Origin of the sequence: Actinomadura rubrobrunea NBRC 15275 (assembly GCF_001552235.1) — a bacterium.
GTDB lineage: Bacteria > Actinomycetota > Actinomycetes > Streptosporangiales > Streptosporangiaceae > Spirillospora > Spirillospora viridilutea.
Genome location: NZ_BCQU01000062.1, coordinates 12,530 through 39,352 on the forward strand (window position 1 = coordinate 12,530; position 26,823 = coordinate 39,352).

Genomic DNA, 26,823 nt, shown 5'->3' on the forward strand with positions numbered 1-26,823 from the left:
GACTGTCTGTCTCCCGAGGGAGACGACGACATGTCATCCCGCGGCCGACGACACGGCCGCCGAAGGCCGGGACGATGCGGGCATGGACGCCGAGACGCTCGACCTCGCGCGCCTGCAGTTCGCGATCACCTCCGGCGCGCACTTCCTGTTCGTGGCGCTGACCTTGGGGCTGGCCGTGGTGGTGGCGGCGGTCCAGACGCGCGCCACCGCGTCCGGCTCCGACGCGCACTGGCGGATGACCAGGTTCTGGGGTCAGCTCTACGTCATCAACTACGGCATGGGCATCGTCACCGGCCTGGTCATGGAGTTCCAGTTCGGCCTGAGCTGGAGCGGTCTGACCACGGTGGCGGGGGACGTGTTCGGCGCCCCGCTGGCGATGGAGGCGCTCGTCGCGTTCTTCATCGAATCCACGTTCCTCGGCCTGTGGATCTTCGGCTGGGGGCGGATCAACCGGTGGGTCCACCTGGCGCTGCTGTGGGTCGTCGCCCTCACCGCCTACGCCTCGGCGTACTGGGTCATCGCCGCCAACGGGTGGCTGCAGAACCCGGTCGGCGCCGAGCGGCGCGGCGACCGGATGGTGCTGGTGGACCGGGCCGCGCTGCTCGCCAACCCGGACGCGCTGATCGCACTGGCCCACGTGGCCGGCGCGGGGCTGCTGGCCGGCGGCCTGTTCGTGGCGGGCGTCAGCGCCTACCACCTGCGGCGCCGCGGCGCCGACGAGGAGGTGTTCCGCCGGTCGCTGCGCACCGGTCTGATCGTGGCCGCGCCCGCCGCGCTCTTCACCGTCGGGGTCGGCTTCAACCAGTTCCGGGTGGTCGCCGGGCACCTCCCGATGAAGTACGCGGTCAGCCGGGGCGACACCGCCGAGCGGGAACGGCTGCAGGCGGAGCTGGCCGCCAGGTTCGGGCCCGGCGACTACAGCCCGCCGGACTGGATCGACATCCCGGCCGCCCTGATGATCAACCTCGGCACGGTGCTGCTCGTGCTGACCGCGGTGAACCTGGCCCTGGCCTACCGGACCCGCGCCGGGGCCGTCACGCGGTTCTGCCGGCGGCTGCTGACCTGGTCCATCGTCCTGCCGTTCGTCGCCGCCGTCGCCGGCTGGGTGTTCCGCGAGGTCGGCCGCCAGCCGTGGGCGATCAACCAGGTGCTGCTGACCGAGGACGCGCTGTCCCCCTCGGTGTCGGCCGGGAGCATGCGGCTCACCCTCATCGCCTTCACCGCGCTGTTCGCCGCGCTGATCGCGCTGGACGCCTGGCTGCTGGCCAGGTACGCCCGGCGCGGTCCGGAGGGGGCGACCCTCGGCGTGCCGCCCGTCCCCGACGAGGAGCCCGAGCCCGTGCCGCAGTTCTGACCGCCACCGCACGCTGACGCTGACAGGGAACGCTCATGGACATCCTCGCCATCGGCCTGCTGGCCGTCGCGGCCGTCGGCTACTTCGTGCTGGCCGGCACCGACCTGGGCGCCGGCATGGCGCTGTTCTTCCTCGGCCGCGACGCCCGGGAGCGGCGCCTGGTGATCGCCGCGTTCGCGCCCTTCTTCCTCGGCAACGAGATCTGGTTGATCCTCACCGCCGGGCTGCTGATCGGGCTGCTCAACGGCCTGGAGGAGGCGCTGTTCGGCGCGCTCTACGAGTCGATCGCCGTGCTGCTCGTCGGCTGGGTGGTCCGGGACGCGGGGCTCTGGCTGCGCGGCCGCCTCGGGGCGCCGCTCTGGCAGCTGTTCTGGGACGGCGCCATCACCGCCGGAAGCTGGACGGTCACCGGCGCCTGGGGCTGGGCCGTCGGCACCGTGCTGCTCTACCGGCTCGACCCGCCGGGCTCGCTGTTCCCCCTCATCGGCGTGGCGGCGACCTGGGTGCTGTTCGGCCTGCACGGGCTGGCCTTCGCGGTCCTGCGGCTGCGCGGCGCGCCCTACGAGCGGGCGCGGACGGTCGCCGGCCCGTCCGGCGAGCGCGTCACGTTCGCCCTCACGTCGATCGGCATGGCCGTGATCCCGCTGGTGGTGGGGGCGCGACTGCCGTTGCGGGAGTCGGTCACCGAGTCCGCGTCCTTCGTGGCCGTGACGACCGCCGTGCTGCTGCCCGTCCTCGTGGCCGCCCAGGCCTGGGTGTGGTGGCTGTTCCGGCACCGTGTCACGGCTCCCACCTACCTGTGAAGGCGCGGCCTGTGAAGACACGGCCTGTGAAGACACGGCCCGTGACACCCGCGGACCTGCCCGGGGTCGATCGGCGACGGCTGCTGTGCGCTCTGGCGCCGCTGGCGGTGCTCCACGGCGCCCTCGTCGTCGCCCAGGCGGAACTGCTGGTCCGGGCGCTGGCGCCGCCGGACGCCGGCCCGCTCCCGTGGCTGGCGGGGGTCGTCGCGCTGCGCGCCTTGACGTCGTGGGCGGCCGCGGCCCTGGCCCACCGCGCCGCCGCACGGGCCAAGGCCGACGTTCGGGCGGCGCTGCTGCGGGTCCGCGGCGGCCCCACGCTGATCGTGCGGGGCCTGGACGCGCTCGACCCGTACCTGACCGGCTATCTGCCGCAGCTGGCCGCGGCCGCCGCGGTGCCGCCGCTGGTGCTGGTGCGGCTGCTGACCGCCGACGCGGCGGCGGGCCTGACGGTGATGGTCACCCTGCCGCTCATTCCGATCTTCGGCGTGCTGGTCGGCCGGTACACCCGCGACGCCACCCGCCTGCAGTGGCGGCGCCTGGAGCGGCTCGGCGGCCACTTCCGCGACGTGCTCGCGGGCATGTCGACGCTGCGCGCCTTCAGCCGCACCGCCCACCAGGAGGGCGAAGTGCGGCGGATGGCCGAGGCGCACCGCCGCGCCACCCGCCGCGTGCTGCGGATCGCGTTCCTGTCCGCGCTCGTGCTGGAACTGGTGGCCACGCTGTCGGTCGCGCTGGTCGCCGTGCCGGTGGGGCTGCGGCTGCTGGACGGCGACATCGCCTACCGGACGGCGCTGCTGGTGATCGTGCTCACCCCCGAGGTGTTCCTGCCCCTGCGCGCCCTCGGCAGCCGCTTCCACGCCTCCGCCGAAGCGCTCGCCGCGGCCGAGGAGACCGCGCGCGTGCTCGGCCGGGCCGCGCCCCGGCCGACCGGCCGGATCCTTCCGCCCGGCGACGGCGACATCCGTCTGGAGGACGTCAGCGTCCGCTACGGCGAGCGGGCCGCCCTCGACCGGGTGTCCCTGGTGATCCGGCGCGGCGAGGCGGTGGCGCTGACCGGCCCGAGCGGCGCGGGCAAGTCCACGCTGCTGGCCGTGCTGCTGGGCTTGGTGACGCCGGACGAGGGGCGCGTCCTGGTGGGCGGCGTCGACCTGCGCGACCTGGACCTGGCCGCCTGGCGCCGCCAGATCGCCTGGGTGCCGCAGACCCCGCACCTGTTCGCCGAGTCCGTGGCCGACAACGTCCGGCTGGGCGCGCCGCGCGCCTCGGCGGACGCGGTGGACCGCGCCCTGGCCGCCGCGCATGCGCGCGGCTTCGTGGAGTCGCTGCCCGACGGGCCGGACACGGTGCTCGGCGAGCGCGGGGCGGGGCTGTCGGCGGGACAGCGGCAGCGCATCGCGCTGGCCCGCGCCTACCTGCGCGACGCCCCGATCCTGCTGCTCGACGAGCCGACCGCGCGGCTGGACCCCGACAGCGAGCGCGCCGTCGTGCAGGCGGCGCGGGGGCTGCTGCGCGGCCGCACCGCGGTGCTGGTCGCGCACCGGCCCGCCCTGCTGGCGGACGCCGACCGGGTGATCCGGCTCAGCGACGGACGCGTCGTGGAGGAGGTGCGCAGATGACCGCGGCGGCCGTCCTGGCGGGGGTCGCGGCGCGGCTGTGCGCGCTGGGCCTGACCGCCTCGGCGGCCTGGCTGATCGCCCGGGCCGCCGAGCGGCCGGAGCTGTCGGCGCTGGGCCTGGCGATCGTCGGCGTCCGCGCGTTCGCGACCGCCCGGGGCGTGTTCGGCTATCTGGAACGGCTGGCCGGTCATGACGCCGCGCTCGGCCGCGCCGCCGCGCTGCGCGTGCGGCTGTACCGCCGCCTGGCGCGCGGCGCCGGACCCGCGCCCGCCCGCGCGGGCGAGGCCCTGACGCACATGGTCGCGGACCTGGAGGCCGGCCAGGACATGCGGCTGCGCTGCACCCTGCCGGCGGTCACGGCGACCGCGGCCGGCGCCGCGGCCGTCGTGTTCTGCTGGATCCTGCATCCCGCCTCGGGCGCGGTGATGGCGGCGGGCGCGCTCACGGCGGGCCTGGCGATCCCGGCGGGGGCGGCCGCAGCGACCCGCCGGCTGGGCGCGCGCCTGGCGGCGGCCCGCGCCGACCTGGCGGCGCGCGTCATCGACCTCACCGACGGCCGCCCCGACCTGGAGGCGTTCGGCGCGGTGGACCGCGCGACGGCCGCGGCCGAACGCCAGGCGCGGCGGATGGCGCGTCTGGAACGCCGCGGCGGCGCGGTGTCCGCCGCGGCCCTCGCGGCCGGCGCCGCCGTGCAGGGGCTGACCGCGGTCGGCGTCGCCGCGGCGTCGGCGGAGGCGGGCGCGGTGACCGGCGCCGTGCTGGCGCTGACCGCGCTGGTCGCCATCGACGCGGTGCTGCCCATGATCACGGCCGCGCAGCGCCACGCCGAACTGCGTCCGGCGCTGGCCCGGGTGCGGCGGCTGCTGCGGCGCGACGCCCCGCTCCCGCCCGACGAGCCGCCGCGCCGCACCTCCGCGGCGGGGCACGTCGCGCTGCGCGGCGTGCGCGTGCGCTTCGGGGACGTGCCCGCGCTGGACGGCGTCGACCTCGACCTGCCCTCCGGGCGCTCGGTCGCCGTGATCGGCGAGAGCGGGGCGGGCAAGTCGACGCTGCTGGAGGTCCTCGCCGGACTCGTCCAGCCAACCGAAGGACTGGCGCTGCTGCGGCCGGCGCGCGGCATGTACCAGGACGCGCACCTGTTCGACACGACCGTCCGCGGCAACCTCCTCATGGCCAAACCGGACGCCGACGACGCCGAACTGCGCGCCGTGCTGCACCGGGTCCGCCTGGGGGAGTGGCTGGACGCGCTGCCCGACGGACTGGCGACCCCCGTGGGGGCGGGAGGCCGGCGCCTGTCCGGCGGACAGCGCCAGCGGCTCCTGCTCGCCCGTGCGCTGCTGGCGGATCCGGAGGTGCTGCTGCTCGACGAACCCACCGAGGCGCTCGACGCCGCGACCGGACGCGCCGTGCTCGCCGACGTGCTGCGGGAGCGGCGCGGCCGGACCACCGTCGTGGTCACCCACCGCGAGGACGTGCTCGACCTGTTCGACGACATCGTCATCATGGCGCGCGGTCGCGTCGTGCTGCACGACACCGGCGCCCCTCAACCGACGCGCCGGGTCTTCCCTTCACGGACGGGCCGGCTCTAGCGGCCGGACGCTCCGGCCGAGCCGAGCCGGTGGACGACCGGCCGGACACCAGCGCACCTCGACCGGGCCACCAGCCCGTCACCACTTCCGCTTAACAGGATCGGCGGCAGTGGTCGACGCGGCTCGAAAGGGCCGCAGTGGAGGTGCAATGGACGCTCACACTGTCGCGGCCGCCGCCACGGACAAGAACCTGGAACTGGTCCTGAAGGTCCTTCCGGCGGTGGTCGTCATCCTGCTCACGTCTGCGGTGTGCGGCCGACTGGCGCTGATGGTGTGGCAGCCCCGGGTGCTCGGCGAGATGGTGGCCGGCGTGCTGCTCGGGCCGACGCTGTTCGGCTGGCTGTTCCCCGACGCGCAGCAGGCCCTGTTCCCGCCCGAGGTGAAGTCGATCCTCTACGTGCTCAGCACCATCGGCCTCACCCTGTACATGTTCCTGGTCGGCGCCGGTCTCGACCACGGCGGCGAGGAGCGCGGCGGGCTGCACCGGCCGGTCGTGCTGGCGGTGTCCGGCATCGTCCCTTCGCTGCTTCTCGGGGGAGCCGCGGGGCTGGCGCTGTCGTCGCAGCTGTCGCGGCCGGACGTCGACCCCTGGCTGTTCGCCGCCTTCATGGGCGGCGCGCTGTCGCTGACCGCGTTTCCCATGCTCGCGAGGATCCTGTATGAACGCGACCTGCACAACTCGCGGCTGGGACGGCTGTCGCTGTTGGCGGCCGCCATCGACGACGCGGCGGCGTGGTGTCTGCTGGCGGTGCTGAGCGCGGTGCACCTGGGCTCGGGCAGCGGGTCGGCGCTGCGCACGATCGTCCTGTCGCTGGTGTTCGCGGCGGTGGCGTTGGGCGTCGTGCGTCCGCTGCTGCGTCCGCTCGGCCGGGCCGTCGCCCGCGCCGGGGACATGAGCCTCGGACAGACCTACCTGGTGGTGCTGGTGCCGCTGACGGCGGGCTGGCTGACCGACTGGATCGGCGTGTACTCGGTGTTCGGCGGCTTCGTCGCCGGGCTGACCATGCCGCGCGACGCGGAGTTCCGGCGGATCCTGCACGACCGGATGATGAACGTCGTGTCGGTGCTGCTGCTGCCCATCTTCTTCACCTTCTCCGGGTTGAACACCCAGCTGAACGGCCTGGGCGGCGGCGCCATGCTGCTGTCGTTCCTGCTGATCCTGCTCGCGGCGTTCGCCGGCAAGTTCTTCGGGTGCTCGCTGGCCATGCGCGGGCTGGGCTTCGGGCCGCGCGAGTCGTACGCGGTCGGCGCGCTGATGAACGCGCGCGGCCTGATGATCCTGATCTTCATCAACATCGGGCTGGCCCAGGGAATGATCACCCGTGAGGTGTTCGCCATGCTCGTGCTGGTGGCCGTCCTCACCACCGCGTCGGCGCTGCCGCTGTACTCGCTGGCCCTGCCGCGGCGGCTGGAGGAGGAGCAGCGCGCCCGCGAACGGTCGCCGGAGAAGGCCGCCCCCGCCCGCGTGGCCTGAGCCGGGACGGACGGCCGGAGCCCGGGCCGTGGCGGGGACGGCCCGGGCTCCGGGGCTCGAGACGCGGACCCGGCGAGACGGGCCCGGAGGGTCGGTCCCAGGAGATCACACTTGCTTCTGGTAGGCGCGGAACGCCAGCGTCGACAGCCACGCGCACACGAGCGCGACGACCAGCAGCCCGGCCGCCCGCGCCAGCACGAAGCCCCAGTCGACCCCGTCGTACAGGGTCTCCCGTCCGATCTCCACCAGCCAGTTCACCGGGTTGCCGCCGGCGACGGCGTCCATCCAGCCGGGCATCACCCGGCGCGGCACGAACGTGGCCGACAGGAACGCCAGCGGCAGCACCAGGAACTGGGCGATGGAGATCACCGACTCCTGGCTGCGGGTCAGCAGCCCCAGGGCGTTGGACAGCGAGGCGAACGCCACGGTGATCAGCGCCACGCAGGCCAGGAACACCAGCATGATCAGCGGACCGCCGCGGAAGCGCGCTCCCGTGGCCAGCGCGATCGCCAGGATGATCAGGCTCTGCAGGGTCACCGACAGGGCCTGGTGGATCACCCGCCCGGTGATGAGGGCGCCGCGCCGCACGGGGGTGACCAGCAGGCGGTTGAGCGTCCCCTGCTCCATCTCCACCACGAACACCATCCCGCTCCACCCGCTGGCGAACAGCGCGGTCATCGCCACGACGCCGGGCGTCAGGAAGCCGATGTAGGAGTCGGTGGTATGGGTGGTCTCCATCAGCGGGGCGAACAGCTTGCCGAACAGCAGCAGCCAGATGACCGGCTGGACGAGCGTGGCGACCAGGTAGAACGGCTGGCGGACGAACGCCCGCAGGTCGCGCAGCGCCATGTGGTACGAGTGGATCACGGCGGCGGTCATGTGATGTCGCCCTCCTGGGCGCTGCGGAAGGAGCGCCCCGTGTGCCGCAGGTACACCTCGTCGAGGGTGGGCGCCGACAGCGTCACCGACGCCACCCGCAGGTCGGCCGACTCCAGCGCCGACAGCACCGCGGGCGCGCTGGAGGCGCCGGCGTCGACGCGGGCGCGGACCTCGCGCCCGGACACCACGATGTCGTGCACGCCCCCCACGTCGGCCAGGGCGTGTTTGACCGTGCGGCTCTCCGCCGGTTCGGTCAGCTGGACCTGGACCGAGTCGCCCTGCAGCGCCTTCTTCAGGCCCTCGGGCGAGCCCTGCGCGACCACCGTGCCCCGGTCGAGGATGGCCAGGGCGTCGGCCAGCTCGTCGGCCTCCTCCAGGTAGTGCGTGGTGAGCACGACGGTGATGCCGGCCCGGGCCATCGCGCCGATCTCCCTCCACAGCGCGACGCGGGCCTCGGGGTCCAGACCGGTGGTGGGCTCGTCCAGGAACAGCACGCGGGGCTCGTGCACCAGCCCCATGGCGACGTCGAGCTTGCGGCGCATGCCGCCGGAGTAGGTCTTGACGAGGCGGTCGGCGACGTCCGTCAGACCGAAGCGCTCCAGCAGGCCGTCCGCGCGTTCGCGCAGCGCGCGGCCGCCCAGCCCGTAGAGCCGGCCCTGCAGCATCAGGTTCTCCCGTCCGGTGTCGGCCGGGTCGCACCCGGACTGCTGGGCCACGTAGCCGATGGCGCGGCGCACCCGCGCCGGCTCGGCCACGACGTCGCGGCCGGCCACCCTCGCCCGCCCGGAGTCGGGCCGGGCGAGGGTGGTGAGGATCTTGATGGTGGTGGACTTGCCCGCCCCGTTGGGGCCGAGCAGGCCGAACACGGTGCCGGTCGGCACCTCGAACGTGACGCCGTCCAAGGCGCGGACGCCGTCCGGATAGGTCTTGGTCAGATTCCTGACCTCGATGGCCAGGCCGTCAGCGGACATGCGAACCTCCCGCGGGTCGCAGTCGGCGATCGCGCCCGCGGGGAGCGGTCCGGTTATTCTGAAAGCGGATCGTCCTCGAATGACCGGCCGCCACCCGTTGGCGACGATCGAGGGCGTGGCCCCGGCGGGTGCGGCACCACCTGCCGGGGCTCGTCGGCTCACAACGTGCTCGTCTCCCGCACCGCGAACCGGTGGCTGGACTCCAGGCCCTGGTGCCAGCGGCGCCAGATGTCCAGGTCCTCCAGGGTGCCGTTCTCCATTTCTTCGACCAGTCCCTTGACCCACGCCAGTTCGGCGCGCAGCATCATCTCCTCGTACTCGGCCTCGATGAGGAACAGGCGGCGCAGGCCGCCCGCCCGCATCTGATCCATGAACGCGCGGACCTCGGTCAGCCTGATCTCCAGGGACTCGACCCGCTGACGCAGGAGCGGGGCCACCTCGTCGGGCGGCAGCACCGGCATCAGGGACAGGCCCGCCTCGAATTCGGGGTACTCCTTGGTCGAGGTGCGCAGAATCTCGCTGAGCCACTCTTTCAGTTCGATTTTTCCGGTGGCGGTGAGTGCGTAGACGGTCCGCTCGGGACGCCTTCCCTCCCGGAAGGTCTCCACCGGCTCGATGAAACCGGCCCGTGTCAGGGAGTCGACGACGGTGTAGAGCGAGCCGTAGTTGATCCGGATGCTCTGCTCCTTGCCGCGCTCCCTGAGCACTTGGGCCATCTCGTAGGGGTGCATGGATCGTTCGGACAGGGCGGCGAGCACTGCCAGCGCCAGCGGATTAGAGACCTTACGCTTGACCATGAAAATCCCCGTCTACGAATACTCTGACGCGAGTATACGGTGCCGAAGATCGGCGGACCAGGGTGCCGTTGATTTCGGACTGAAGACCCCGCGGTTTTGGACAATCGAAAGGGCGGTGACCAGAAAGCGAGAAACGCTTCCGATCACCGCCCTTTCGCGGACGGGCCGCCGGGACCCGGCGTGCTCACACGACGATGACCCGTGCTCACACGACGATGACCCTCACACGACGATGAACATGGCGGCGGTCACGTTGGCCGCCAGCGCCGTGCCCGCCAGCGTGGTACGCACCGCGTTCCACCGCCGCCACCGGCCGCGCCGCTCGGCCCAGTCGGGCGGCAGCGACGACGGGTCCTGCGCGGCCACCCAGTGGTTGATCGGGACGTTCTTGGTGAGCGACACCGCGATCACCGAGAGCATCAGCAGGCCCGCCGCCCCGGCCGCCAGCCGCCCCGCCCAGCCCGGCGCGGCCGCGGCCAGCGCCAGGTCGGCCAGCGCCGTCAGCGCGATCGTGACCGGCATGAACGGGTCGTAGCGGGTGGCCAGGAACCCGTGCGCGTGCACGTACTGCTCGCCGGGCAGCGCCATCAGCAGGGGGACGCCGCCAAGGACGGTCGCGCAGAACACCCCCATTGCGACGGCGTTGCCCATCAGGGCGACGACGACGAGGATTTGGCTCACTTGCGTTCTCCCTTCCCTGCCCGGCGCGGGTCCGGCTCCGCGGGGACCGGGTCCCCGCCTAGCCGGCCGCGCGGACGACCATGGCCGCGTTGAACCCGCCGTGGCCGCGGGCGACGACGAGCGCGTTGCGCACCGCGGCCTGGCGCGGCTCGTCCAGCACCAGGTCGAGCCCGTCCACCGCGGTGTCGCGCACCCCCACGGTCGGCGGGATCACCGCGTCCCGGATCGACAGCAGCGCCGCCAGCAGGTCCAGCGAGGCGCCGCCCGCGTACAGCCGCCCGGTCATGGTCTTCGGCGCGGTGACCGGCACCCGGCCCGGCCCGAACACCGCCGTGACGGCGTCGGCCTCCGTCCGGTCCAGCTCGGGGACGCCCATGGCGTCGGCGAACACCACGTCCACGTCGCACGGCGCGATCCCGGCGTCGGCCAGGGCGTGCTCGATCGCCCGCCGCAGGGTCGGCGGCCGGTCCGAGCCGGGCGGAGGGTCGAACGTGGCGCCGTAGCCGGCGATCTCCCCGTAGATCCGGGCCGCGCCCCGGTCGCGGGCGTGGTCGGCGTCCTCCACGATCAGCAGCGCGCCGCCCTCGCCCGGCACGTATCCGGCGGCGTCCGCGTCGAACGGCGCGTACGCCCGCTCGGGATCGGCGCACCGGCTCAGCATCCCGTTGCTGAGCTGGGCGACCAGGCCGTACGGGCACAGCGACGCGTCCGTTCCGCCGCTGACCACCACGCGGGTGCCCGTGCGCAGCAGCCGCCGCGACTGCGCCACGGCGTCCAGACCGCCCGCCTGCTCGGTCGCGATCACACCGCAGGGGCCGCGCATGCCGTGCCGGATGGAGATCTGGCCGGTCGTCGCCGCGTAGAACCAGGCGATGGACTGGTACGCGCCGACGAACTCCGGGCCGCGGCCCCACAGGTTGACCATCTCCCGCTGCCCGAACTCCGTGCCGCCCGACGAGCTCGCCGTCACCACGGCCATCTCGTACTCGGGCGTCCGGGCGGTGTCGATGCCCGAATCGTCCAGCGCCATGGCCGCGGCGGCCAGGCCCATGTGGGTCCAGTGGTCGGTCTGCGGGATGATGCGGCTCGGCACGTGCTCTTTCGCGGAGAAGCCCGGCACCTCCCCGGCCAGCCGCACCGGGTAGGGCGACGGGTCGAAGCGCGTGATGGGGCGTATGGCGAGCCGTCCCGCCAGCGTCCCCTCCCAGTAGGCCTCGACGCCGACGCCGTGCGGCGTGACCGCCCCCAGCCCCGTGACGACCGCCCGGCTCACGAAAGCTCCCCGGGTCGGGCGAGCAGCACGGCCGTCTGGAACCCGCCGAACCCGCTGCCCACGCTGAGCACGACGTCGGTGCGGTGGTCGCGCGCCGTGAGCGGCACGTAGTCCAGGTCGCACTCGGGGTCGGGGGTGTGCAGGTTGGCGGTCGGCGGCACCACGTTGTGCTCGATCGCCAGCGCGCTGGCCGCCACCTCGATCGAGCCGATCGCGCCGAGGGAGTGCCCGATCATCGACTTGACCGAGCTGACCGGCACCTCGTACGCCCGCTGCCCGAGGCTGCGCTTGAACGCGGCCGTCTCGTGCCGGTCGTTCTGCTTGGTGCCCGACCCGTGCGCGTTGATGTAGTCGATGTCGTCCGGCCCCAGGCCGGCCTGCCGCATCGCCACCGTGATGGCCTCGGCCATCTCCCGGCCGTCGGGCTTCAGGCCGGTCATGTGGTAGGCGTTGCTGCGGCTGGCGAACCCGGCGATCTCGGCGTAGACGTGCGCGTCGCGGCGGCGCGCCGCCGACGTCTCCTCCAGCACGAACACCGCCGCGCCCTCGCCGAGCACGAACCCGTCCCGGTCGCGGTCGAACGGCCGCGAGGCGTGCGCGGGGTCGTCGTTGTTGGGCGAGGTCGCCTTGATCGCGTCGAAGCAGGCCGAGGTGATCGGGGAGATCGGCGCGTCGGTGGCCCCGGCGATCACCAGGTCGGCGGAGCCCTCCCGGATGAGCTGGGCGCCGTGCGCGACGGCGTCCAGCCCGGAGGTGCACCCGGTGGAGATCAGCGCCACCGGCCCCTCGGCCGCGACCCGCCACGCCACCTCCACCGCCAGCGTGCTGGGGACCATGTACCCGTACAGCTGCGGAACGCCGTACCGGTGGTCGACCAGCCACTGCCGGCCGCCGTCGCTGAGGACGATGTACTCCTCCTCCAGCCCCATGGTGCAGCCGACCGCGCTGCCGATGCTGACGCCGACGCGGTCGGGCCGCAGCGCGTCCACCTCCAGCCCGCTGTCGGCGACGGCCTCGTCGGCGGCGACGACGGCCAGCTGCGCGGCGCGGTCCATCCGCCGGATCTCCTGCGGCGTCAGGCCGCAGGCGGCCGGGTCGAAGTCGCACTCGGCGGCGATCCGCGACCGGAACCCGGTGGGGTCGAAGAGCGTGATGGTGCGCGTGGCGGTGCGGCCCGCGGTGAGCATCTCCCAGAACGCCTTGGTGCCGATGCCGCCGGGGGCCACCACCCCGATCCCGGTGATCGCGACTGAGCGCTCGGTGGTCATCGCTCACCCGACCTTCGGGGCGGCCTCGTCGGCGTTCGGCAGCGGTTCGGTGTCGACGTGGCCGAGCTCCGGCCGCGGCGCCAGCGGGCTGAGGTGGAACACCACGAACGCCTGCTCGGCGCCGACGTTCTCCAGCCGGTGCCGGTCGTTGATCGGCACCATGAGCGCGTCGCCGGGGCCGAGCCGCACCGGCTCGTCCTCCACGCGCATCAGCAGCGACCCGCGCACGACGTAGAGGAACTCCTCCGAGTAGGGGTGCCGGTGCTCGGAGACGTACTCGCCGGGTTCGAGCGTCAGCACGCCCATGAACCCCGAGGTGGACTTCACGGTCTTGGGACTGAGCAGGACGCGGATGTCACCGCCCCGGCGGCGGTTGGCGGCGACGTCCTGCGCCGTAATCTTCTGCACTCGCGGTGTGGACACGGCAGCGACTCCTTGACCAGGGAAACGGGCAGCGGCACGGGCAGGGCGTCAGACCGAGAGCCGGACGCCGTCCTGCGGAGTCCAGACGTAGAAGGGCTCGGCCATCGCGTCCTTCGGCTCCTTCCAGTTCGGGTCGTAGGGCCGGACGTGCTTGGCGAGGCTCTCGCTGAGCTCGGTGTACAGCGGGTTGCTGCGCGCCTTGTACAGGTTCGGGGTGATGTCCTGGTCCGCCTCCACCAGGTGGAAGTACAGGTCGTGGAAGCGGAACAGGGTGCGGCGCGACACCCCGATCAGGTGGGGCAGCTCGGTCTCGTCGGATGCGGCGAACAGGCGGCCCACCGCCTCGGCCTGGTCCGGCTCCATCCGGGCCACGATCAGCGTTCGGTGCATGGACGCTCCTCCCTGCGGCCGGCCCGGTGACGGGCAGGCTGACGGATATCACCCCGTCGAGGGTCGGCGACGCCGCTTGACCCGCGCTGCAGAAGCGCTGGAAGCCGCGTCCCCGGCGCCGCCCCGGCGGGCCTTTCTCCAGAAGGCCCCGAGCGTTCTTCGAGCACCGCGCAGCACCGTGGGCACGACGCCCGGCACCGATCCCGGGGACGGGGAGACCCATGCGAACGCCTGACCCGCGCACGACGGATCCCACCGACCAGCACCGCCTGCGCATGGCGCTGGGGAGATTCGCCACCGGAGTGGCCGTGGTCACCGCGAGGAGCCGGTCCGGCATGCCCGTCGGCATGACGGTGAACAGCTTCACCTCGGTGTCGCTCGACCCGCCCCTGGTGCTGTTCTGCGCGAGCCGCAGGTCCAGCCTGTATCCGGTGTTCGCCGCGGCGGACGCGTTCGGGGTGAACATCCTGCGGGAGAGCCAGATCGCCGAGTCCCGGCGGTTCGCCAGCAGGGGCTTCGACCGGTTCGCCACCCTGCGGCCGCGGACCGGGCGCACCGGGGTGCCCCTCCTGCCGCGCGCCCTGGCCACGCTGGAGTGCGTCGAACCGCGGCGGCTGCCCGCCGGCGACCACGACGTCCTCATCGGCCGGGTCGCCGCGATCGAGGCGGACCCCGACGAGATCGACCAGCCGCTGGTGTACTACGCCGGCGGCTACCGCTCCCTCAACACCGACTTCGAGTGGTGGTCCGCCTGGCGCGAATAGGCGGTCCCCTCGTTGCCCGGACGGTCCGGCGACCCCGAGATCAGGAGATGACACGATGACCGCTTCCACCGACACCGCCCCGGCGGGCGCGCCGCCGTTCGCGCCGGAGAAGGTCTACCGGCTGAGCACCGCGTTCTGGCACTCCAAGATGCTGGTCAGCGCGTCGGAGCTGGGGGTGTTCGCGCGGCTGGCGGAGGGCCCGGCGACCGCCGCGCAGCTCGCCGACCGGCTCGCACTGCGCTCGCCGGCGCTGCCGGAGTTCCTGGACGCGCTGGTGGCCCTGGGTCTGCTGGAGCGCGACGGGGACCGCTACCGCAACAGCGCCGAGGCCGACTACTACCTCGTCCCCGGCAAGCGCTACTACATGGGCACCTACCTCGCGTTCGTCGACCGGTTCATGCGGCCCACCTGGGACGGCCTGGCCGACGTCCTGCGCACCGGCAGGCCGCAGATCCCGCATCCGCAGCCGGACGGGGAGGCGCCGCAGGGCGAAGGCGAGGAGTTCTTCGAGCAGACCTACGCCGACCCGCAGCTGCAGCGCATGTTCGTCGAGGCGCAGGACGCGCTGAGCAGCGAGATCGCCTGGGAGCTGGCGCGCCGGCTCGACTGGACCCGCTGGACCGATGTCGTCGATCTGGGCGGGGCGCGCGGCAACGTCGTCGGCATCCTGCTGCAGGCCCACCCGCATCTGACCGGCACGGTGTTCGACATGCCGCCGCTGCGGCCGCTGTTCGACGAGCACATGACGCGGCTCGGCGTCGCGGATCGGGCGAGCTACCAGGGCGGCGACTGGTTCGCCGACCCGCTGCCGTCGGGACAGGTGCTGCTGTGCGGCCACGCGCTGCACAACTGGAACGTCGAGCAGCGCCGCACGGTCATCGCCAAGGCGTACGAGGCGGTGCGGCCGGGCGGCGTGTTCATGGTCTACGACCTGATGTTCGACCCCGACCGCCGGCGGCTCAACCCGCTGCTGCTCAGCCTGGCGATGACGCTGAGCGTGGGCGGCTCCGGCTATGCCGCCGCCGACTGCGTGACGTGGATGCGGGAGGCGGGCTTCACCGACGTGGAGACCGTCGCGCTCCAGGACTACGACGGCCACACCGTCGTCATCGGGCACAAGCCCGAGTGACGGACGGCCGCAGAGAAAAGAAGAGGACCGGGCCCGCGGGCCCGGTCCTCTTCTTTCTGTCTCCTGCCGTGTCGCCTTCCGCGTCTGCCGGTGCCTCGCCTCTCGGCCGCGGTCCGCGTCAGCGGAGCCGGGAGACCAGCCCCCACTCGTCGAAGACGTTCCGGTCGGCGACGACCATGCCGTCGCGGATCGTCCAGATCTGGATGCCGGAGGCGGTCGTGGTCCGCCCGGTCGGGGGGATGCCCCGGTACTCGGCGACGTGCCGTCCCTGCGCGGTGTAGTGCGTGACGACGTGGTCGCCTTCGGCGACCTGGAGGTCGACGCGGATCGCCAGGTCGGCGAACGCGGCGCGGATGCGGCGCACGCTGGCGCGGGGACCGTCCGGTCCGACGCGCCGCCCGTTGACGACGAAGTCCGGGGCGAAGATCTGGTCGGCCAGGTCGAGGTCGCCCCCGCACCAGCCCTCCGCCAGCCAGCGCCGCGCCAGTGCCTTGCCCGCTTCGCCGGCGCTCACGGCGCCCTCACGCGACCGGGCGGGCGTCGGCGGGCCGTCCCCCGCCCGGGGGAGGGCCGACCGGTTCCAGCCCCTCCACGTGGAACCGGCCGGCCAGCTCGATCATGGCGGCGGGGTCGGGCGGCCCGCCGCCCGCCATCAGCTCGCTCAGTCCCTCGAAGAAGCCCTCCACCCCGCCGGGCGTGGCGATGACGAGCAGCTTGCTGGGGGAGCCGGAGATGTTGCGGAACTTGTGCGGGACGCCGCGCGGGCCGTACACCAGGCCGCCCGCGGAGACCTCGTGCTCCTCCTCGCCGAGCCAGATCGCGTAGCGGCCCTCGATCACGTAGAACGCCTCGTCCTCGGCGTTGTGAACGTGCAGCGGCGGGCCGCCGCCCGGCGCCGTGGTGACCTCGAAGAAGGAGTAGAGGCCGCCGGTGTCCTCGGCGCGCAGCAGGAACCGGCCCTCCTCGCCCTGCCACGCGACCGGCGCGACCTCGTCGCGCCGGATGATCTTCCCGGGAGTGGACGTCATCTCCCCACCTCCGCGTCGTGGACTGCTGGTCCGATCGTCCGGCGGGCCGCTCGAGAGCGGGTCCAGTCCGGTTCGACGTGCCGAGGCGGCCCCGCCGCGGGTGCGGGCGCGGCCGCGCGCGGACGCCCGGTGGGACCGGCGCATGCGAGACCGGCCGCCTCCGGAGCGGAGACGGCCGGTCGTGCGCGGCGCGGACCGCCGCGGCGGTCAGGCGATCTTCTTGCGGCGCAGGGCGGCGCGGCCCATGGCCTTGAGCGTGCCGGCGGCCAGCTCCCGCGCGGCGGGCGGGCCGCTGCGGATCGCCCAGTACATGAACTTGGCCAGGTCCAGGGTCGTCGGATGCAGGTTGTGGTTGTTCGGGTCCTTGTACCCGAAGGCGGCGGGCGGCAGGTCCGACTCCAGCACCATCCGCAGGATGATGTCGGCGGCGTCGTCAGCCGAGATTTCACCGACCTCGAACTTCTCCACCGTCTCCACCATCGTGTCCCAGATCGCCTTGGTCTCCGGCTCGTCCGGCCACCAGAACCCGGTGTTGGGGGCCTTCTCCAGGTCCTTGTAGACCTGGTCGTCGCGGGTGAGGTTGTACTGCAGCTGCGCGCGGCTCAGCCGCATCGCGCCGTAGTTGGAGGAGAAGCCCCAGATGCGGAAGATGGCGTCCCACAGCTTGAAGTGCGGGAAGGCCAGGAACGACACGTTGCACAGGTCGTCGTTGTAGGACAGCAGACCCTGCTGGAGCCGTTCGACGTACTCGTAGCGCTCCTCGGAGAAGTCGTCGTCTTTGAGCGACTCCAGGATCCGCCAGGCCACCGCGTCGATGACCTCGACGGTGTTGGACATCCCTCGAGAGAACAGCGGGTCGATGAACCCGGCGGCGTGCGCCATCAGGCACCACCGGTGTCCGACGGTCCTCTTGGACGAGTACTGCACCCGGCCCGTGGACACCCATTCGCGCACCCGCCGCGCGCCTCGGAACTGCCGCGCCACCGCCGGGAACTTGTCGACGTAGGAGTAGAACTCCTCTTCCGGCGTCATGTCCTTGGGCTTGGGGTGGACGCGCGTGTCCAGCACCAGCCCGACGCTGCACAGCGGGTTGGTCGACCGCCGGTGGTTGTCGAACGGGATGATCCAGAAGAAGCCGCGGTCGAAGGTGTGGTGCAACGTGCCCTCGTGCCAGCGCAGCGGCGGACGCTGCTCGGCCGGCCAGTCGACGATGTGGTCGAACGGCGGCACGTTCACCATGTGCGTGAAGATCGAACGGGTGTGCGTCTTGAACCGGCACGGGTTCTCGCGCAGGTCCAGCTTGTCGGCCACCGGGGAACGGAAGCCGCTGGCGTCCACCAGGTAGCGGGCCCGGATGCGCTCGCCGTTCTGGCCGGTGACGGTGACGGCGTCCTCGCCCAGGTCCAGGTCCGCCACCCGCCAGTTCTGCCGGGGCTCGCACCCGTACTTGATCGCGACGTGGAACATGTAGGCGTCGCTGTCCTGCCGGAAGATGTGGGTCGCCTTGTACAGGGCCTTGGGCACCCCGGCCAGGATCGTCTCCCCCGGATCGGGCTCCTCGCCCGGCCGGTGCGACACGAACGCGAAGTGCCGCTTGACGCCGAACGTGCTGCCGATCTTCTTGTCGACCGAGCGGAGGCTCTCCAGGACCGTGATCTCGGGGACGTCGTAGCGCGTGGCCAGCATGTTGAGCCGCACCAGGAAGTGCGGGATCGTCGACTCGCCCACGGCGAACCGGGGGTGCTGCACGCCGTCCACCAGCACGACGCGCGCGCCGTGGCGGGCCAGGATGGCGCCCATGATGGTCCCGGCGATGCCCGACCCGATGATCAGGACGTCGCACTCGGTCTCTCTGGCATGAGTCTTCACGTTTCTGCCGCCTTCCGGTCAGACCATGGCGGTGCCGCCGTCGATGAGCACGTAGGTTCCGGTGAGATAGCCCGAGGGCTCCGCGGCCAGGAACGCGATGACCTCGGCGACGTCCTGGGGGAGCCCGTTGCGGCGCAGCGCCGCCCGCTGGGCGTTGGCGCGCAGCGCCTGCTCGGGCAGGCCGTCGGCGACGCGCGTGAGGATCAACCCGGGCCCGACCCCGTTGACCCGCACGCCGTACGGGCCCGCCTCCTGGGCCAGCACCTTCACGGCCGACTCCACCGCCGCCTTGGCCATGCTGAGCGGCAGGAACCCGGGCGCGGGGGAGCGCGACAGCGCCGCGCCGACCGCCACGATGCTGCCCTGGCCCCGGTCGATCATCCCGGGCAGCACGAGGTCGACGGGGTTGAGCATCGCCCGCAGCTGCCGCTGCACGATCCATTCGGTGTACTCCACCGAGGTGGAGGTGAACGGCGCGACCTTCACCTCGAACCCGTACAGGCCGGTGGCGTTGGTCACCAGCACGTCCACCGGGCCGAGCTCGGTCTGGGTCCGCTCGACCAGCTCGCGCACCTGATCGCGGTCGGTCACGTCGGCCTGCAGGGCCAGCGCGCGGCCGCCGGCCGCCTCGATGGCCTCCACGACCTCCTTGGCGGGGGTCTCGCCGCGGTGGTAGTTCACCGCGACGGCGGCCCCGCGGGCGGCGAGCGTGCGGGCCGTGGCCGCGCCGATCCCGCTGCTGGCGCCGGTGACCAGCGCCACCCGGCCCTGCAGGTCTCCGGGCCGCGGGGCGGCGGGTGCGTTTCCTGCCATGGTCAGCGTCCCTTCGTCCGGGAGACGGCCGCCGCCTCGTACGACACGCCGGTCAGCCGCTCGGAGATGTCCCACAGCCGCCGGCCGAGCTCGGGGTCGTCGATCTTGGCCGGGGTCTTCACCCGCCCGACCCGGCCCCAGATCTGCCCGGGACCGGTGGGCGCGTAGCAGGCGCCCGGTTCCACGTCGGGCGCGCACGCGGCGTACAGCGACGGCCAGGCGCCGACCGCGGTCGGCTTGGCGAACAACCGCGTGGGGACGCGGAAGAACGCCTCCTGGAACCGGCTGCCCTCCATCCGGGGACCGGTGTACTGCAGATCGCTGACGGCGAAGCCGGGGTGCGCGGCCACGCCGATCGGACCGCGCCGGCCGTACCGGCGGGCCAGTTCCCGGGTGAACACAAGATTGGCCAGCTTGGCCTGGTTGTAGGCGTTGAATTTGTGGTAGTGGCGTTCGCCCTGCAGGTCGTCCAGGTCGATCGAGCCCATGAACCTCACCACCCAGGTGCTGAGGTTCACCACCCGCGCGCCCGGCCGCGCCGTCAGCAGCGGCAGCAATCGGCCGGTCAGCGCGAAATGGCCGAGGTAGTTGACGCCGAACTGCATTTCGTGGCCGTCGGCGGTCAGCAGCCGCGGTATCCCGAGGATGCCGGCGTTGTTGACCAGGATGTCCAGGGCGTCGTGCTCGGCCGCGTATTCCTCGGCGAATCGCTCGACCGTGGACAGGTCGGCCAGATCGAGCAGGCCGAGCCGCACCGACGCGTCCGGCGCGCGCCGCCGGATCTCCTTCAGCGCCCGCTCGCCGCGCTCGCGGCGGCGGCACGCGAGGGTGACCTCAGCGCCGTGTCTGGCCAGCTCCAACGCCGTGTAGAAGCCCAGATTCTTGTTGGCTCCGGTGACGATCGCCGTTCGTCCGGACAGGTCCGGGATGTCGGCCGGGGTCCACTTTCTGGCCATGCTCGTCCTCCTCCGACGGCTCGCCTGGTGCGCCGCGCGCGGACCCGTGCGGGCGGACCCGGCCAGTGTCGCCGACCCGGATAAAACCGCGACTAAGCGCGGAAAAGGAGCGATTGGCGGCGGGTTGACAGCAAATGGACGAGTCACTTACTTTTGCCATGAAAAGTCGCGAGACCTTCGTGGCGAAATGGAGGGAGAATGGCAGAGAAAAGCCGCGAGGAAAGGAACAAGGAAATCCTTGTGAAATCCCTCGACATTCTCCGCGGAAAGGCGGGGAAGGAGCTGGCGGAGAAGACCTACACCGCCGACTACACCGACCACAGCGGGGCGCCCGAGCGGGGGCCGGCGCGGGTCCTGGCCGTGGCCGAGCAGGCCCGCCGGGCCTTCCCGGACCTGGACTACGACGTGGAGCAGGTCATCGCCGAGGGCGACTACGTGGCGTTCCGGCTGACCATGCACGGGACGCACGAGGGTCCGCTGCCCGGATCGGGCCTGCCCGGCACCGGCAAGCGGGTCAAGGTGCGGCAGCTGCACATGATCCGCTTCGAGGGCGACCGGATCGCCGAGCACTGGGCGGTCCGCGACGACCTCGGCATGATGCAGCAGCTGGGCGTCATCCCCGGCCCGCCCAACGGCGGACCCGGCGGTCCGGGCGGCCCCGGCGGTCCGGCGGCGGGAGGCCCGCCGGCCGGCGACTGACCGGCGGGCCGCTCGTCCGGCTCACAACCAGCGTGGCTGCCTCGAGTACCGGGGCAGCCACACTTTGTGGAACAGCAGGCGCACCGGCGGCGGGACCCGGCGCAGCACGGCCGCCCGGTCGGCGGGGTCGGCCTCGCCGATCAGCCACGGGAAGAACTCCGGCGCGTGCCGCAGCGCCGCGAGCCCGCCGCCGCGCATCTCGGCCAGGCACCGCTCCCACTCGGCCGCCGACATCGCGGCCCCCACCAGCGGCAGCGCGTCCTCCTCCTCGTGCTTGAGGTGCCGATCGAGCTCGGCGCGGAACTCCTCCGCGGCCGCGGCCAGCCGCGTGTTGTCCGGACCCGGCCGGGCCAGCGCGTCGTCCACCGCCGCCAGCAACGGGTCGATCCGGTCGTGCTCGGCCTGCATCGCGTCCAGGACGGCGAGGTCGTCGTCGCGACCGCGCAGACCGGCCCTCATCCGCGGCCACATGGACCGGTCTTCGCCCACGTGGTGGCTGACCAGCATGGACTTCAGCGTCTCCCAGCCCGCGCGCACCCGCGCGCGGGCGCGCTCGTCGCCGACGTCCAGCCGCTCGGCGGCGTCGGCCAGATGCCCCAGGTCGCGCCGGAACGCGTTGTGCGTCACCAGCATCAGCGTCATGTCCAGCTCGCGCGGCATCAGAACCCTCCCGTGTGCCGGCAGTTGACGTTCAGGGTGTGGGCCGCCGCCGCGTACCGCTCGTCGGGCCGCAGCGCGTGCTCGCGCAGGCACGCCTCGGCGAGCTTGATGGCGTGCTCCTCGCCGATCTCCACGGCGTCGGCGACCAGCTCGTCCATCGGGGCCGGGTCGCCCGCCGGGCGGGACCGGCCCGGCGCCGAGCCGCCGCCGGGGGCCGCCGCCCAGACCCGCGCGGCCAGCGCCTCGGCGGTCGCGTAGGAGCGCACCCACAGCCCGTCCGGCAGGATCGGCAGCACCAGCCGGATCGCCGCGGGCGCGGTGATCGCGTGCACCGCCGGGACCGGCGGCCGCGGCGCCCGTTCGGCGTACCGGCCCGCGTTCGCCGCGGTCAGCTCGCTCAGCGCCGCCGGGACCTGCTCCGCCGCGGTCACCGCGCCCCGTCGCGGTCCGGCGGGGACGCCGAGCGGCGTGTACCGCGCCGCCCAGTACGCCAGCCCGCGCGCCAGCTCGTTGAGCTGCAGGGGGCTCGGTCTCGGGACGGTGCGCAGGGTCCGCACCGCGTGCGCGGTGCGGATCAGCCCGTGCGTGAACGCGGCGAACGCCCCGTCCAGCAGGACCGGCCACCACTCGACCACCACGTCCTGCCACGGCCCCTCGGCGAGCCGGCGGTCGAAGTAGGCGACCCAGTCGGCGACGCGGCGGTAGTCGCCCAGCGCGGCGCGCCGCGCCGCCGGATCGTCCTCGGGGATCGGCTCGACGGGGGACGGCGGGGCGTAGTAGCGGCGCCGCCTGCGGTTCAGCTCGATCCAGGACGGCACCTCGTCGGGATGGTCGAGGGTCGCCAGCGCCTCGGCGGTCATGGGCGCGTGCGCCGCGAAGTCGGGGCCGAACTCGAACCCGACGTCCCACAGCCGTTCCAGCGCGTCGTCCATGGCGGTGGCGTACCGGGCGGGGTCGGCTCCCGCCGCCTGCGGCATCGTCACCCCTCCTTCCGGCCCTCAGCGATGATCATCGCGCCGAACATGAGGAACCCGCCGTCGGCCTCCCGCGCGGCGATCTGCCGGGTCAGCGCCCGGGCCCGCGCGCCGGGGAGCACGCCCAGCTCCCCGGCGCGGCGGACCGCGTCGCCGAACCCGGTGAGGCTGTCGGCCGCCGCGATGCCGTCCAGGACGACCGGCATCATCGTGACCTGCACCTCCGCCAGCCCGGCCGCCCGCAGCAGCCCGGGCAGCCGGCGGCCGATCCACGGGTTGCGGATGTTGTCGAACCACCAGGTGAGCACGGTGCGCACGGCCTCGCGGTCGTCCAGGTCCGGCGCCCACATGCCGTGGTCGGGGTCGGCGACCAGGACGCGCCCGCCGGGCCTGGTCACCCGCACCATCTCGCTGATCGCTCCCACCGGGTCGGCCAGGTGCTGGACGATGCGCTCGGCGCGGCAGGCGTCGAAGCGGCCGTCGGGGAAGGGCAGCGCGTACGCGTTGGCGGTCGCGAACGCCGCGGGCACGCCGGTGCCGGCGCTGCGCGCCAGGGCCTCCTCGATGGCCCGCTCGTTGACGTCGACGCCGACCGCCTCCCCGGACGGGGCGACGCGGCCCGCCAGCTCCAGCACGTCGGTGCCGTTGCCGCAGCCGACGTCCAGCATCCGGTGACCGGGCTCCGGGGCCAGCTTGCGCAGGATCTCCCGTTTGACCGCGGCGAGCGTCTCGGCGGCCTCGTCCAGGTAGCCCACGGCCGGGCGGCCGAGCAGCGTGTCGGTGTCGCCGGGCTCGCCCCGCCAGGGCGCCGCCGCGGTGCCGCCCCGTCCGTTCGCGGTGCCGGTCATCGCCGATCACCGCCTCCGTTCGGACGCCGCCACCGGTTCCGGCGCGCTGTGCGCCCGGACCGCGCCGCGCGCCAGACCGCTCGGCCACCACAGCCGGTCGCCGAGGTCGTGGGTCAGCGCAGGCACCAGCAGGGACCGGACGATGAAGGTGTCGATGAGCACGCCGAGCGCGACGACGAAGCCCTGCGCGGCGAAGCTCACCACGGGCAGCGTGATCAGCACGCTGAACGTGGCGGCCAGCACGATGCCCGCGGAGGTGATGACACCGCCGGTGGACACCAGGCCGTTGATCGTGCCGCGCCGCGTCCCGTGCCGCTTGGCCTCCTCGCGGACGCGGCTGACCAGGAAGATGTTGTAGTCGACGCCGAGCGCCACCAGGAACACGAAGGCGATCTGCGGAAGCTGCGGGTCCTGCCCGTACCAGTGGAACACGTGCTCGAAGACCGCGGTGGAGATCCCCATCGCGGCGCCGAACGACAGCACCACCGTCGCGATCAGCAGCAGCGACATGGTGATCGCCCGCAGCAGCGCGCACAGCACCAGCAGGATCACGCCCAGCACCAGCGGGATGGTCAGCACGGAGTCCCGGGCGATGGTGTCGACCATGTCCACCTCGATCGCGGCGGGACCGCCGACGCGGGCGTCCGCGCCGGGCACCGCGTGCAGGCGGTCGCGCAGCCGCTCCACCGCGTCCCGCTCGGCCGAGCTCTCCGGCTCGGCGGGCAGCGTGACCTGCATCTGCACCTTGCCGCCGACGCGGCCGGACTCCTGCACCGAGGTCGCGCCGGCGGCCAGCGCGGCGGCCTTGACCTGCTCGGCCCGGTCGGCGTTGGCGATCACGTCGGCCGGGTTGCCGGCGCCGGCGGAGAAGTGGGCCGAGATGATCTCCTGGCCCTTGAGCGCGTCCGGCTTCTCGGTGAAGCGGGTCTGCTGCGGGGAGTGGAACGACAGCAGGCCGAGCAGGCCCACGGCGAGCACCGCGGCCGTCGTGATCCACACCGGGCGGGCACGGGCGGCGACCAGCTCGCCGACGCGCGTCCACGCCCGGGAGGCGCGGTGGACGTCGCCCTGGTGCGGGATGCGCGGCCAGAAGATCCAGCGGCCGAAGACGAGCAGCAGCGCGGGCAGCAGCGTCAGCATGGCGACCAGCGCGGAGAGGATGCCCAGCGCGCCGACGGGGGCGAGCGTGCGGGTGGAGTTCAGGTCGGCGACGCCCAGGCACAGCAGGCCGAGGCCGACCGTGCCGGCCGAGGCGATGATCGCGCCGCCGGACCGGCGCAGGGCCACCGCCATGGCCTCGTGCCGGTCCCCGTGCCGCGTCAGCTCCTCGCGGTACCGGGCGATCAGCAGCAGCGCGTAGTCGGTGCCCGCGCCGTAGATCAGGATGCTCAGCACGCTGACGGCCATGGAGTTGACCACCATGCCCGGTCCCTTGATCAGCCCGTACACGATCGCGCTGCCGAGCTGGTTGGCGGCGGCGACGGTGAACAGCGGCACCAGGAACAGCACCGGGCTGCGGTAGATGAGCAGCAGCAGGATCGCCACCACCACGACCGGGATGAGCACCAGGGTGAACTCCATGTCCCGGAAGATCAGGAACTCGTCGGCGCCCATGCCGGCCGGGCCGGCCACCTTGATCTCCAGGCCCCCCTCGCCGTCGCCGAGCCGCTTGCGCATGCCGTCGACGGCGTCGAGGATGACCTCGCCCTCCTGCTCGTCGCCGGTCGCCGCGAGCGGGACGACGAACATCATGGCCTTGCCGTCCTTGGACACCTGCGGCGTCTGCGGCGTGGCCTGCGGCGCGAACTCGCGGGTCAGCCGCTGCGCGTCGGCGGCGGCGCGTTGCCGGTCCGCCTGGGTCAGCCCGCTGTCGCGCTCGTAGACGATCATGGCGGGGATGACCTGGCCCTGGGGGAACGCCTCCTGGGCTTTGAGCACCTCGGTGGACTCGGCGCTCTTGGGCAGGTACTCCAGCCGGTCGTTGTCGGCCGCGCCGAACAGCCGGCCGGCGAACGGGCCGACCGCCCCGAGGACGATCAGCCAGGCGACCAGGACGATCCATTTCGCCCGGCGGCCGGCGGGGAACGCCAGCAGTCTCGACATGCCGAACCTCCAGGGTCTCGGTCGGTTCATCGGAGGACGATAAACATGGCTATTGTCGCCGGGGCATCGCATACATGGCTACTATCTGGCGCCAAACCATCGACGACCAGGCACGATGTCCCAGCCGCGAGGTACCGGCCGCGAGGTACCGGGCGCGAGGTCCGGCCGGTCACCGCGCCAGGGCGGACCCGAGGACGGCGGCGCCGAAGCCGGCGATGGCCAGCAGCGTGCGCACGCGGTTGGCCGCGGCCCACCGGGCCCGCACCCGCGACCAGTCCGGCGGCGGCGCGGCCGGATCCCAGCCGTCGATCACCCGGTTCATCCGCACGTTCCAGCCTTCGGACACCACCGCGACGCCGATGATGCACAGTCCGGAGCAGGCGAGGGCGACGCGCGGCCAGACGCCGCCGGCCAGGACCACCAGCGCGGCGCAGACCGCGAGGGACACCTTGTTGACGCGGGGCATCATCGGGTCGAACCGCCGGTCCAGCAGCCGGTGCACCCGGACGTAGACGTCCCCCGGCAGCGCGCTCACCGCGGGCACGATGGCGGTCTCGACGGCGAACAGCACGCCCGCCAGCGCGCCCGACAGCAGGAGGAAGAGCCCCAGCAGCAGGTCGACGACGGTGTCCAGGCTCATCGTTCCAGGCCCATCGTGTCGAGGCTCATCGTGTGCAGGGTCATCAGAACCGCACGTCCATCATCTGGCGGTAGCTCTCCCGGCGGCCCTTGCCGCCGAAGAACATCCGCATGAACAGGTCCCGGCCGGCGCACAGCGCCCGGCTGCGCCAGCGTCCGATCGCGCCGATCGACCAGGCCGTGCCGACCATCCCGGCGACGCGGTCGCGGCGCAGCGCCTCGAACTCGGCGATCGCCTCGGGCACCCGGTCGTGCCGGCTCAGCAGCCGCGACAGCGCGACGCCGTCCTCGATGGCCTGCCCGGCGCCCTGGCTCAGGTTGAGCGTCATGGGGTGGGCGGCGTCGCCCACCAGCACGACGCGGCCGACCCCCCAGCCGCCGCAGCGGTCCGGCGGCCGGTCGAAGATGTCGATCGGCAGGATCGCGTCCTCGTCGGTGGACTCGATGATGCGCGGCACCGGGTCGGGCCAGTGCCGGTAGGTCTCCGCCATCACCTCGCGCCGGGTCTTGGCGAGCATGTCGAACGAGGCGCCCACGGTGTCGGCGGTGATGGCGTCCCAGTACACCTCCTCCGCGTTGAGCCGCATGTAGAGGAAGCGCAGCCCGCCCCGCCCCCACATGTTGAAGAAGGTGCCGGTGGGCACGACGTCCTCGCCCGGCAGCCGGGTGATCGCCTGCCAGGCGGTGTACCCCGCGTACCGCAGCGGCAGGTCGTGCCCCTTGCGCATGACGTCGCGCACGGTCGACCGGATCCCGTCGGCGCCGACGAGCACGTCGGCGCGCAGGTCGGTGCCGTCGGACAGGCGCACGGTCACGCCGTCGG

Annotated in this window: 27 protein-coding genes; 8 read left to right on the forward strand and 19 right to left on the reverse strand. The window is 73.2% G+C overall.

Annotation, left to right across the window (positions count from 1 at the left end; translation table 11 throughout):
- Positions 1-82: 82 nt before the first annotated feature.
- The 5 genes from AR3_RS19175 to AR3_RS19195 all read left to right on the forward strand — a co-directional run bounded on the left by AR3_RS19175 (position 83) and on the right by AR3_RS19195 (position 6,836).
- Positions 83-1,354, forward strand: coding sequence for a cytochrome ubiquinol oxidase subunit I (locus AR3_RS19175; protein WP_067915605.1), 1,272 nt, complete (start codon positions 83-85; stop codon positions 1,352-1,354).
- 35 nt (positions 1,355-1,389) lie between these two features.
- Positions 1,390-2,157 (forward strand): cytochrome d ubiquinol oxidase subunit II, encoded by a 768-nt coding sequence (locus AR3_RS19180; protein WP_067915606.1) that lies wholly within the window; start codon positions 1,390-1,392, stop codon positions 2,155-2,157.
- 41 nt (positions 2,158-2,198) lie between these two features.
- Entirely contained in the window at positions 2,199-3,773 is a 1,575-nt protein-coding gene (gene cydD / locus AR3_RS19185; RefSeq protein WP_227023060.1) for a thiol reductant ABC exporter subunit CydD, read from the forward strand.
- Positions 3,770-5,362 carry a thiol reductant ABC exporter subunit CydC gene (gene cydC / locus AR3_RS19190; RefSeq protein ID WP_067915608.1) on the forward strand — a complete coding sequence of 531 codons (1,593 nt, stop codon included), beginning with the start codon at positions 3,770-3,772 and terminating at the stop codon, positions 5,360-5,362. Before cydD ends, cydC begins: the two co-directional genes overlap by 4 nt.
- Positions 5,363-5,510: 148 nt before the next feature.
- The gene (locus AR3_RS19195) at positions 5,511-6,836 is read left to right on the forward strand and encodes a cation:proton antiporter (protein ID WP_067915609.1); all 1,326 of its coding nucleotides are present in this window, start codon (positions 5,511-5,513) and stop codon (positions 6,834-6,836) included.
- Between the two features lie 105 nt (positions 6,837-6,941).
- Here the strand turns inward: AR3_RS19195 and AR3_RS19200 are convergent, their stop codons facing one another.
- From AR3_RS19200 to AR3_RS19235, 8 genes are all read right to left on the reverse strand, one after another.
- On the reverse strand, positions 6,942-7,715 hold the full coding sequence (locus tag AR3_RS19200; protein WP_067915610.1) for an ABC transporter permease: 774 nt from the start codon (positions 7,713-7,715) through the stop codon (positions 6,942-6,944).
- A complete protein-coding gene (locus AR3_RS19205) occupies positions 7,712-8,686 on the reverse strand; it encodes an efflux ABC transporter ATPase subunit, DrrA-related (RefSeq protein WP_067915611.1) in 975 nt (324 codons plus the stop codon). The genes AR3_RS19200 and AR3_RS19205 overlap by 4 nt, the downstream gene beginning before the upstream one ends.
- Before the next feature lie 158 nt (positions 8,687-8,844).
- On the reverse strand, positions 8,845-9,483 hold the full coding sequence (locus AR3_RS19210) for a PadR family transcriptional regulator (protein ID WP_067915612.1): 639 nt from the start codon (positions 9,481-9,483) through the stop codon (positions 8,845-8,847).
- A gap of 222 nt (positions 9,484-9,705) precedes the next feature.
- Positions 9,706-10,164 carry an anthrone oxygenase family protein gene (locus AR3_RS19215; RefSeq protein ID WP_067915613.1) on the reverse strand — a complete coding sequence of 153 codons (459 nt, stop codon included), beginning with the start codon at positions 10,162-10,164 and terminating at the stop codon, positions 9,706-9,708.
- Positions 10,165-10,222: 58 nt separating this feature from the next.
- Positions 10,223-11,437, reverse strand: a complete 1,215-nt coding sequence (locus AR3_RS19220; protein WP_067915614.1) for a ketosynthase chain-length factor — start codon at positions 11,435-11,437, stop codon at positions 10,223-10,225.
- Positions 11,434-12,705, reverse strand: a complete 1,272-nt coding sequence (locus tag AR3_RS19225; protein WP_067915615.1) for a beta-ketoacyl-[acyl-carrier-protein] synthase family protein — start codon at positions 12,703-12,705, stop codon at positions 11,434-11,436. The genes AR3_RS19220 and AR3_RS19225 overlap by 4 nt, the downstream gene beginning before the upstream one ends.
- 3 nt (positions 12,706-12,708) lie before the next feature.
- The gene (locus tag AR3_RS19230) at positions 12,709-13,128 is read right to left on the reverse strand and encodes a cupin domain-containing protein (RefSeq protein ID WP_067915616.1); all 420 of its coding nucleotides are present in this window, start codon (positions 13,126-13,128) and stop codon (positions 12,709-12,711) included.
- Between the two features lie 48 nt (positions 13,129-13,176).
- Complete coding sequence (locus AR3_RS19235) at positions 13,177-13,518, reverse strand: TcmI family type II polyketide cyclase (RefSeq protein ID WP_067915617.1); 342 nt, start codon at positions 13,516-13,518, stop codon at positions 13,177-13,179.
- A 221-nt stretch (positions 13,519-13,739) separates the two neighbouring features.
- On the opposite strand from AR3_RS19235, the gene AR3_RS19240 reads away from it, so the two are divergent.
- Positions 13,740-14,282: a flavin reductase family protein gene (locus AR3_RS19240; protein WP_067915618.1), complete on the forward strand. Its 543-nt coding sequence runs from the start codon at positions 13,740-13,742 to the stop codon at positions 14,280-14,282.
- 55 nt (positions 14,283-14,337) lie between these two features.
- Positions 14,338-15,411: a methyltransferase gene (locus AR3_RS19245; RefSeq protein WP_067915619.1), complete on the forward strand. Its 1,074-nt coding sequence runs from the start codon at positions 14,338-14,340 to the stop codon at positions 15,409-15,411.
- Between the two features lie 118 nt (positions 15,412-15,529).
- Here AR3_RS19245 and AR3_RS19250 read toward each other — a convergent pair whose 3' ends face one another.
- The 5 genes from AR3_RS19250 to AR3_RS19270 form a co-directional block, all read right to left on the reverse strand.
- The gene (locus AR3_RS19250) at positions 15,530-15,925 is read right to left on the reverse strand and encodes an ester cyclase (protein WP_067915620.1); all 396 of its coding nucleotides are present in this window, start codon (positions 15,923-15,925) and stop codon (positions 15,530-15,532) included.
- A 7-nt stretch (positions 15,926-15,932) separates the two neighbouring features.
- Positions 15,933-16,439, reverse strand: a complete 507-nt coding sequence (locus AR3_RS19255) for a cupin domain-containing protein (protein ID WP_067915621.1) — start codon at positions 16,437-16,439, stop codon at positions 15,933-15,935.
- Positions 16,440-16,646: 207 nt separating this feature from the next.
- The gene (locus AR3_RS19260; RefSeq protein WP_067915622.1) at positions 16,647-18,308 is read right to left on the reverse strand and encodes an NAD(P)/FAD-dependent oxidoreductase; all 1,662 of its coding nucleotides are present in this window, start codon (positions 18,306-18,308) and stop codon (positions 16,647-16,649) included.
- Positions 18,309-18,326: 18 nt separating this feature from the next.
- The gene (locus tag AR3_RS19265; protein WP_067915623.1) at positions 18,327-19,121 is read right to left on the reverse strand and encodes an SDR family NAD(P)-dependent oxidoreductase; all 795 of its coding nucleotides are present in this window, start codon (positions 19,119-19,121) and stop codon (positions 18,327-18,329) included.
- Positions 19,122-19,123: 2 nt separating this feature from the next.
- A complete protein-coding gene (locus tag AR3_RS19270) occupies positions 19,124-20,077 on the reverse strand; it encodes an oxidoreductase (RefSeq protein WP_067915624.1) in 954 nt (317 codons plus the stop codon).
- Between the two features lie 240 nt (positions 20,078-20,317).
- Between AR3_RS19270 and AR3_RS19275 the strand changes: the two genes are divergently transcribed.
- On the forward strand, positions 20,318-20,776 hold the full coding sequence (locus AR3_RS19275) for an ester cyclase (protein WP_067915625.1): 459 nt from the start codon (positions 20,318-20,320) through the stop codon (positions 20,774-20,776).
- Positions 20,777-20,797: 21 nt separating this feature from the next.
- Here the strand turns inward: AR3_RS19275 and AR3_RS19280 are convergent, their stop codons facing one another.
- The 6 genes from AR3_RS19280 to AR3_RS19305 form a co-directional block, all read right to left on the reverse strand.
- Positions 20,798-21,436, reverse strand: coding sequence for a hemerythrin domain-containing protein (locus AR3_RS19280; RefSeq protein ID WP_067915626.1), 639 nt, complete (start codon positions 21,434-21,436; stop codon positions 20,798-20,800).
- Positions 21,436-22,419, reverse strand: coding sequence for a questin oxidase family protein (locus tag AR3_RS19285; RefSeq protein WP_217998644.1), 984 nt, complete (start codon positions 22,417-22,419; stop codon positions 21,436-21,438). Before AR3_RS19285 ends, AR3_RS19280 begins: the two co-directional genes overlap by 1 nt.
- On the reverse strand, positions 22,416-23,258 hold the full coding sequence (locus AR3_RS19290) for a methyltransferase domain-containing protein (protein ID WP_067915628.1): 843 nt from the start codon (positions 23,256-23,258) through the stop codon (positions 22,416-22,418). Before AR3_RS19290 ends, AR3_RS19285 begins: the two co-directional genes overlap by 4 nt.
- Positions 23,259-23,264: 6 nt before the next feature.
- Positions 23,265-25,361 (reverse strand): MMPL family transporter, encoded by a 2,097-nt coding sequence (locus tag AR3_RS19295; RefSeq protein WP_106258445.1) that lies wholly within the window; start codon positions 25,359-25,361, stop codon positions 23,265-23,267.
- A 169-nt stretch (positions 25,362-25,530) separates the two neighbouring features.
- On the reverse strand, positions 25,531-26,001 hold the full coding sequence (locus AR3_RS19300) for an anthrone oxygenase family protein (RefSeq protein WP_067915630.1): 471 nt from the start codon (positions 25,999-26,001) through the stop codon (positions 25,531-25,533).
- 43 nt (positions 26,002-26,044) lie between these two features.
- Positions 26,045-26,823: FAD-dependent monooxygenase (locus tag AR3_RS19305; RefSeq protein WP_217998646.1), on the reverse strand; the 779-nt coding region annotated here is incomplete at its 5' end.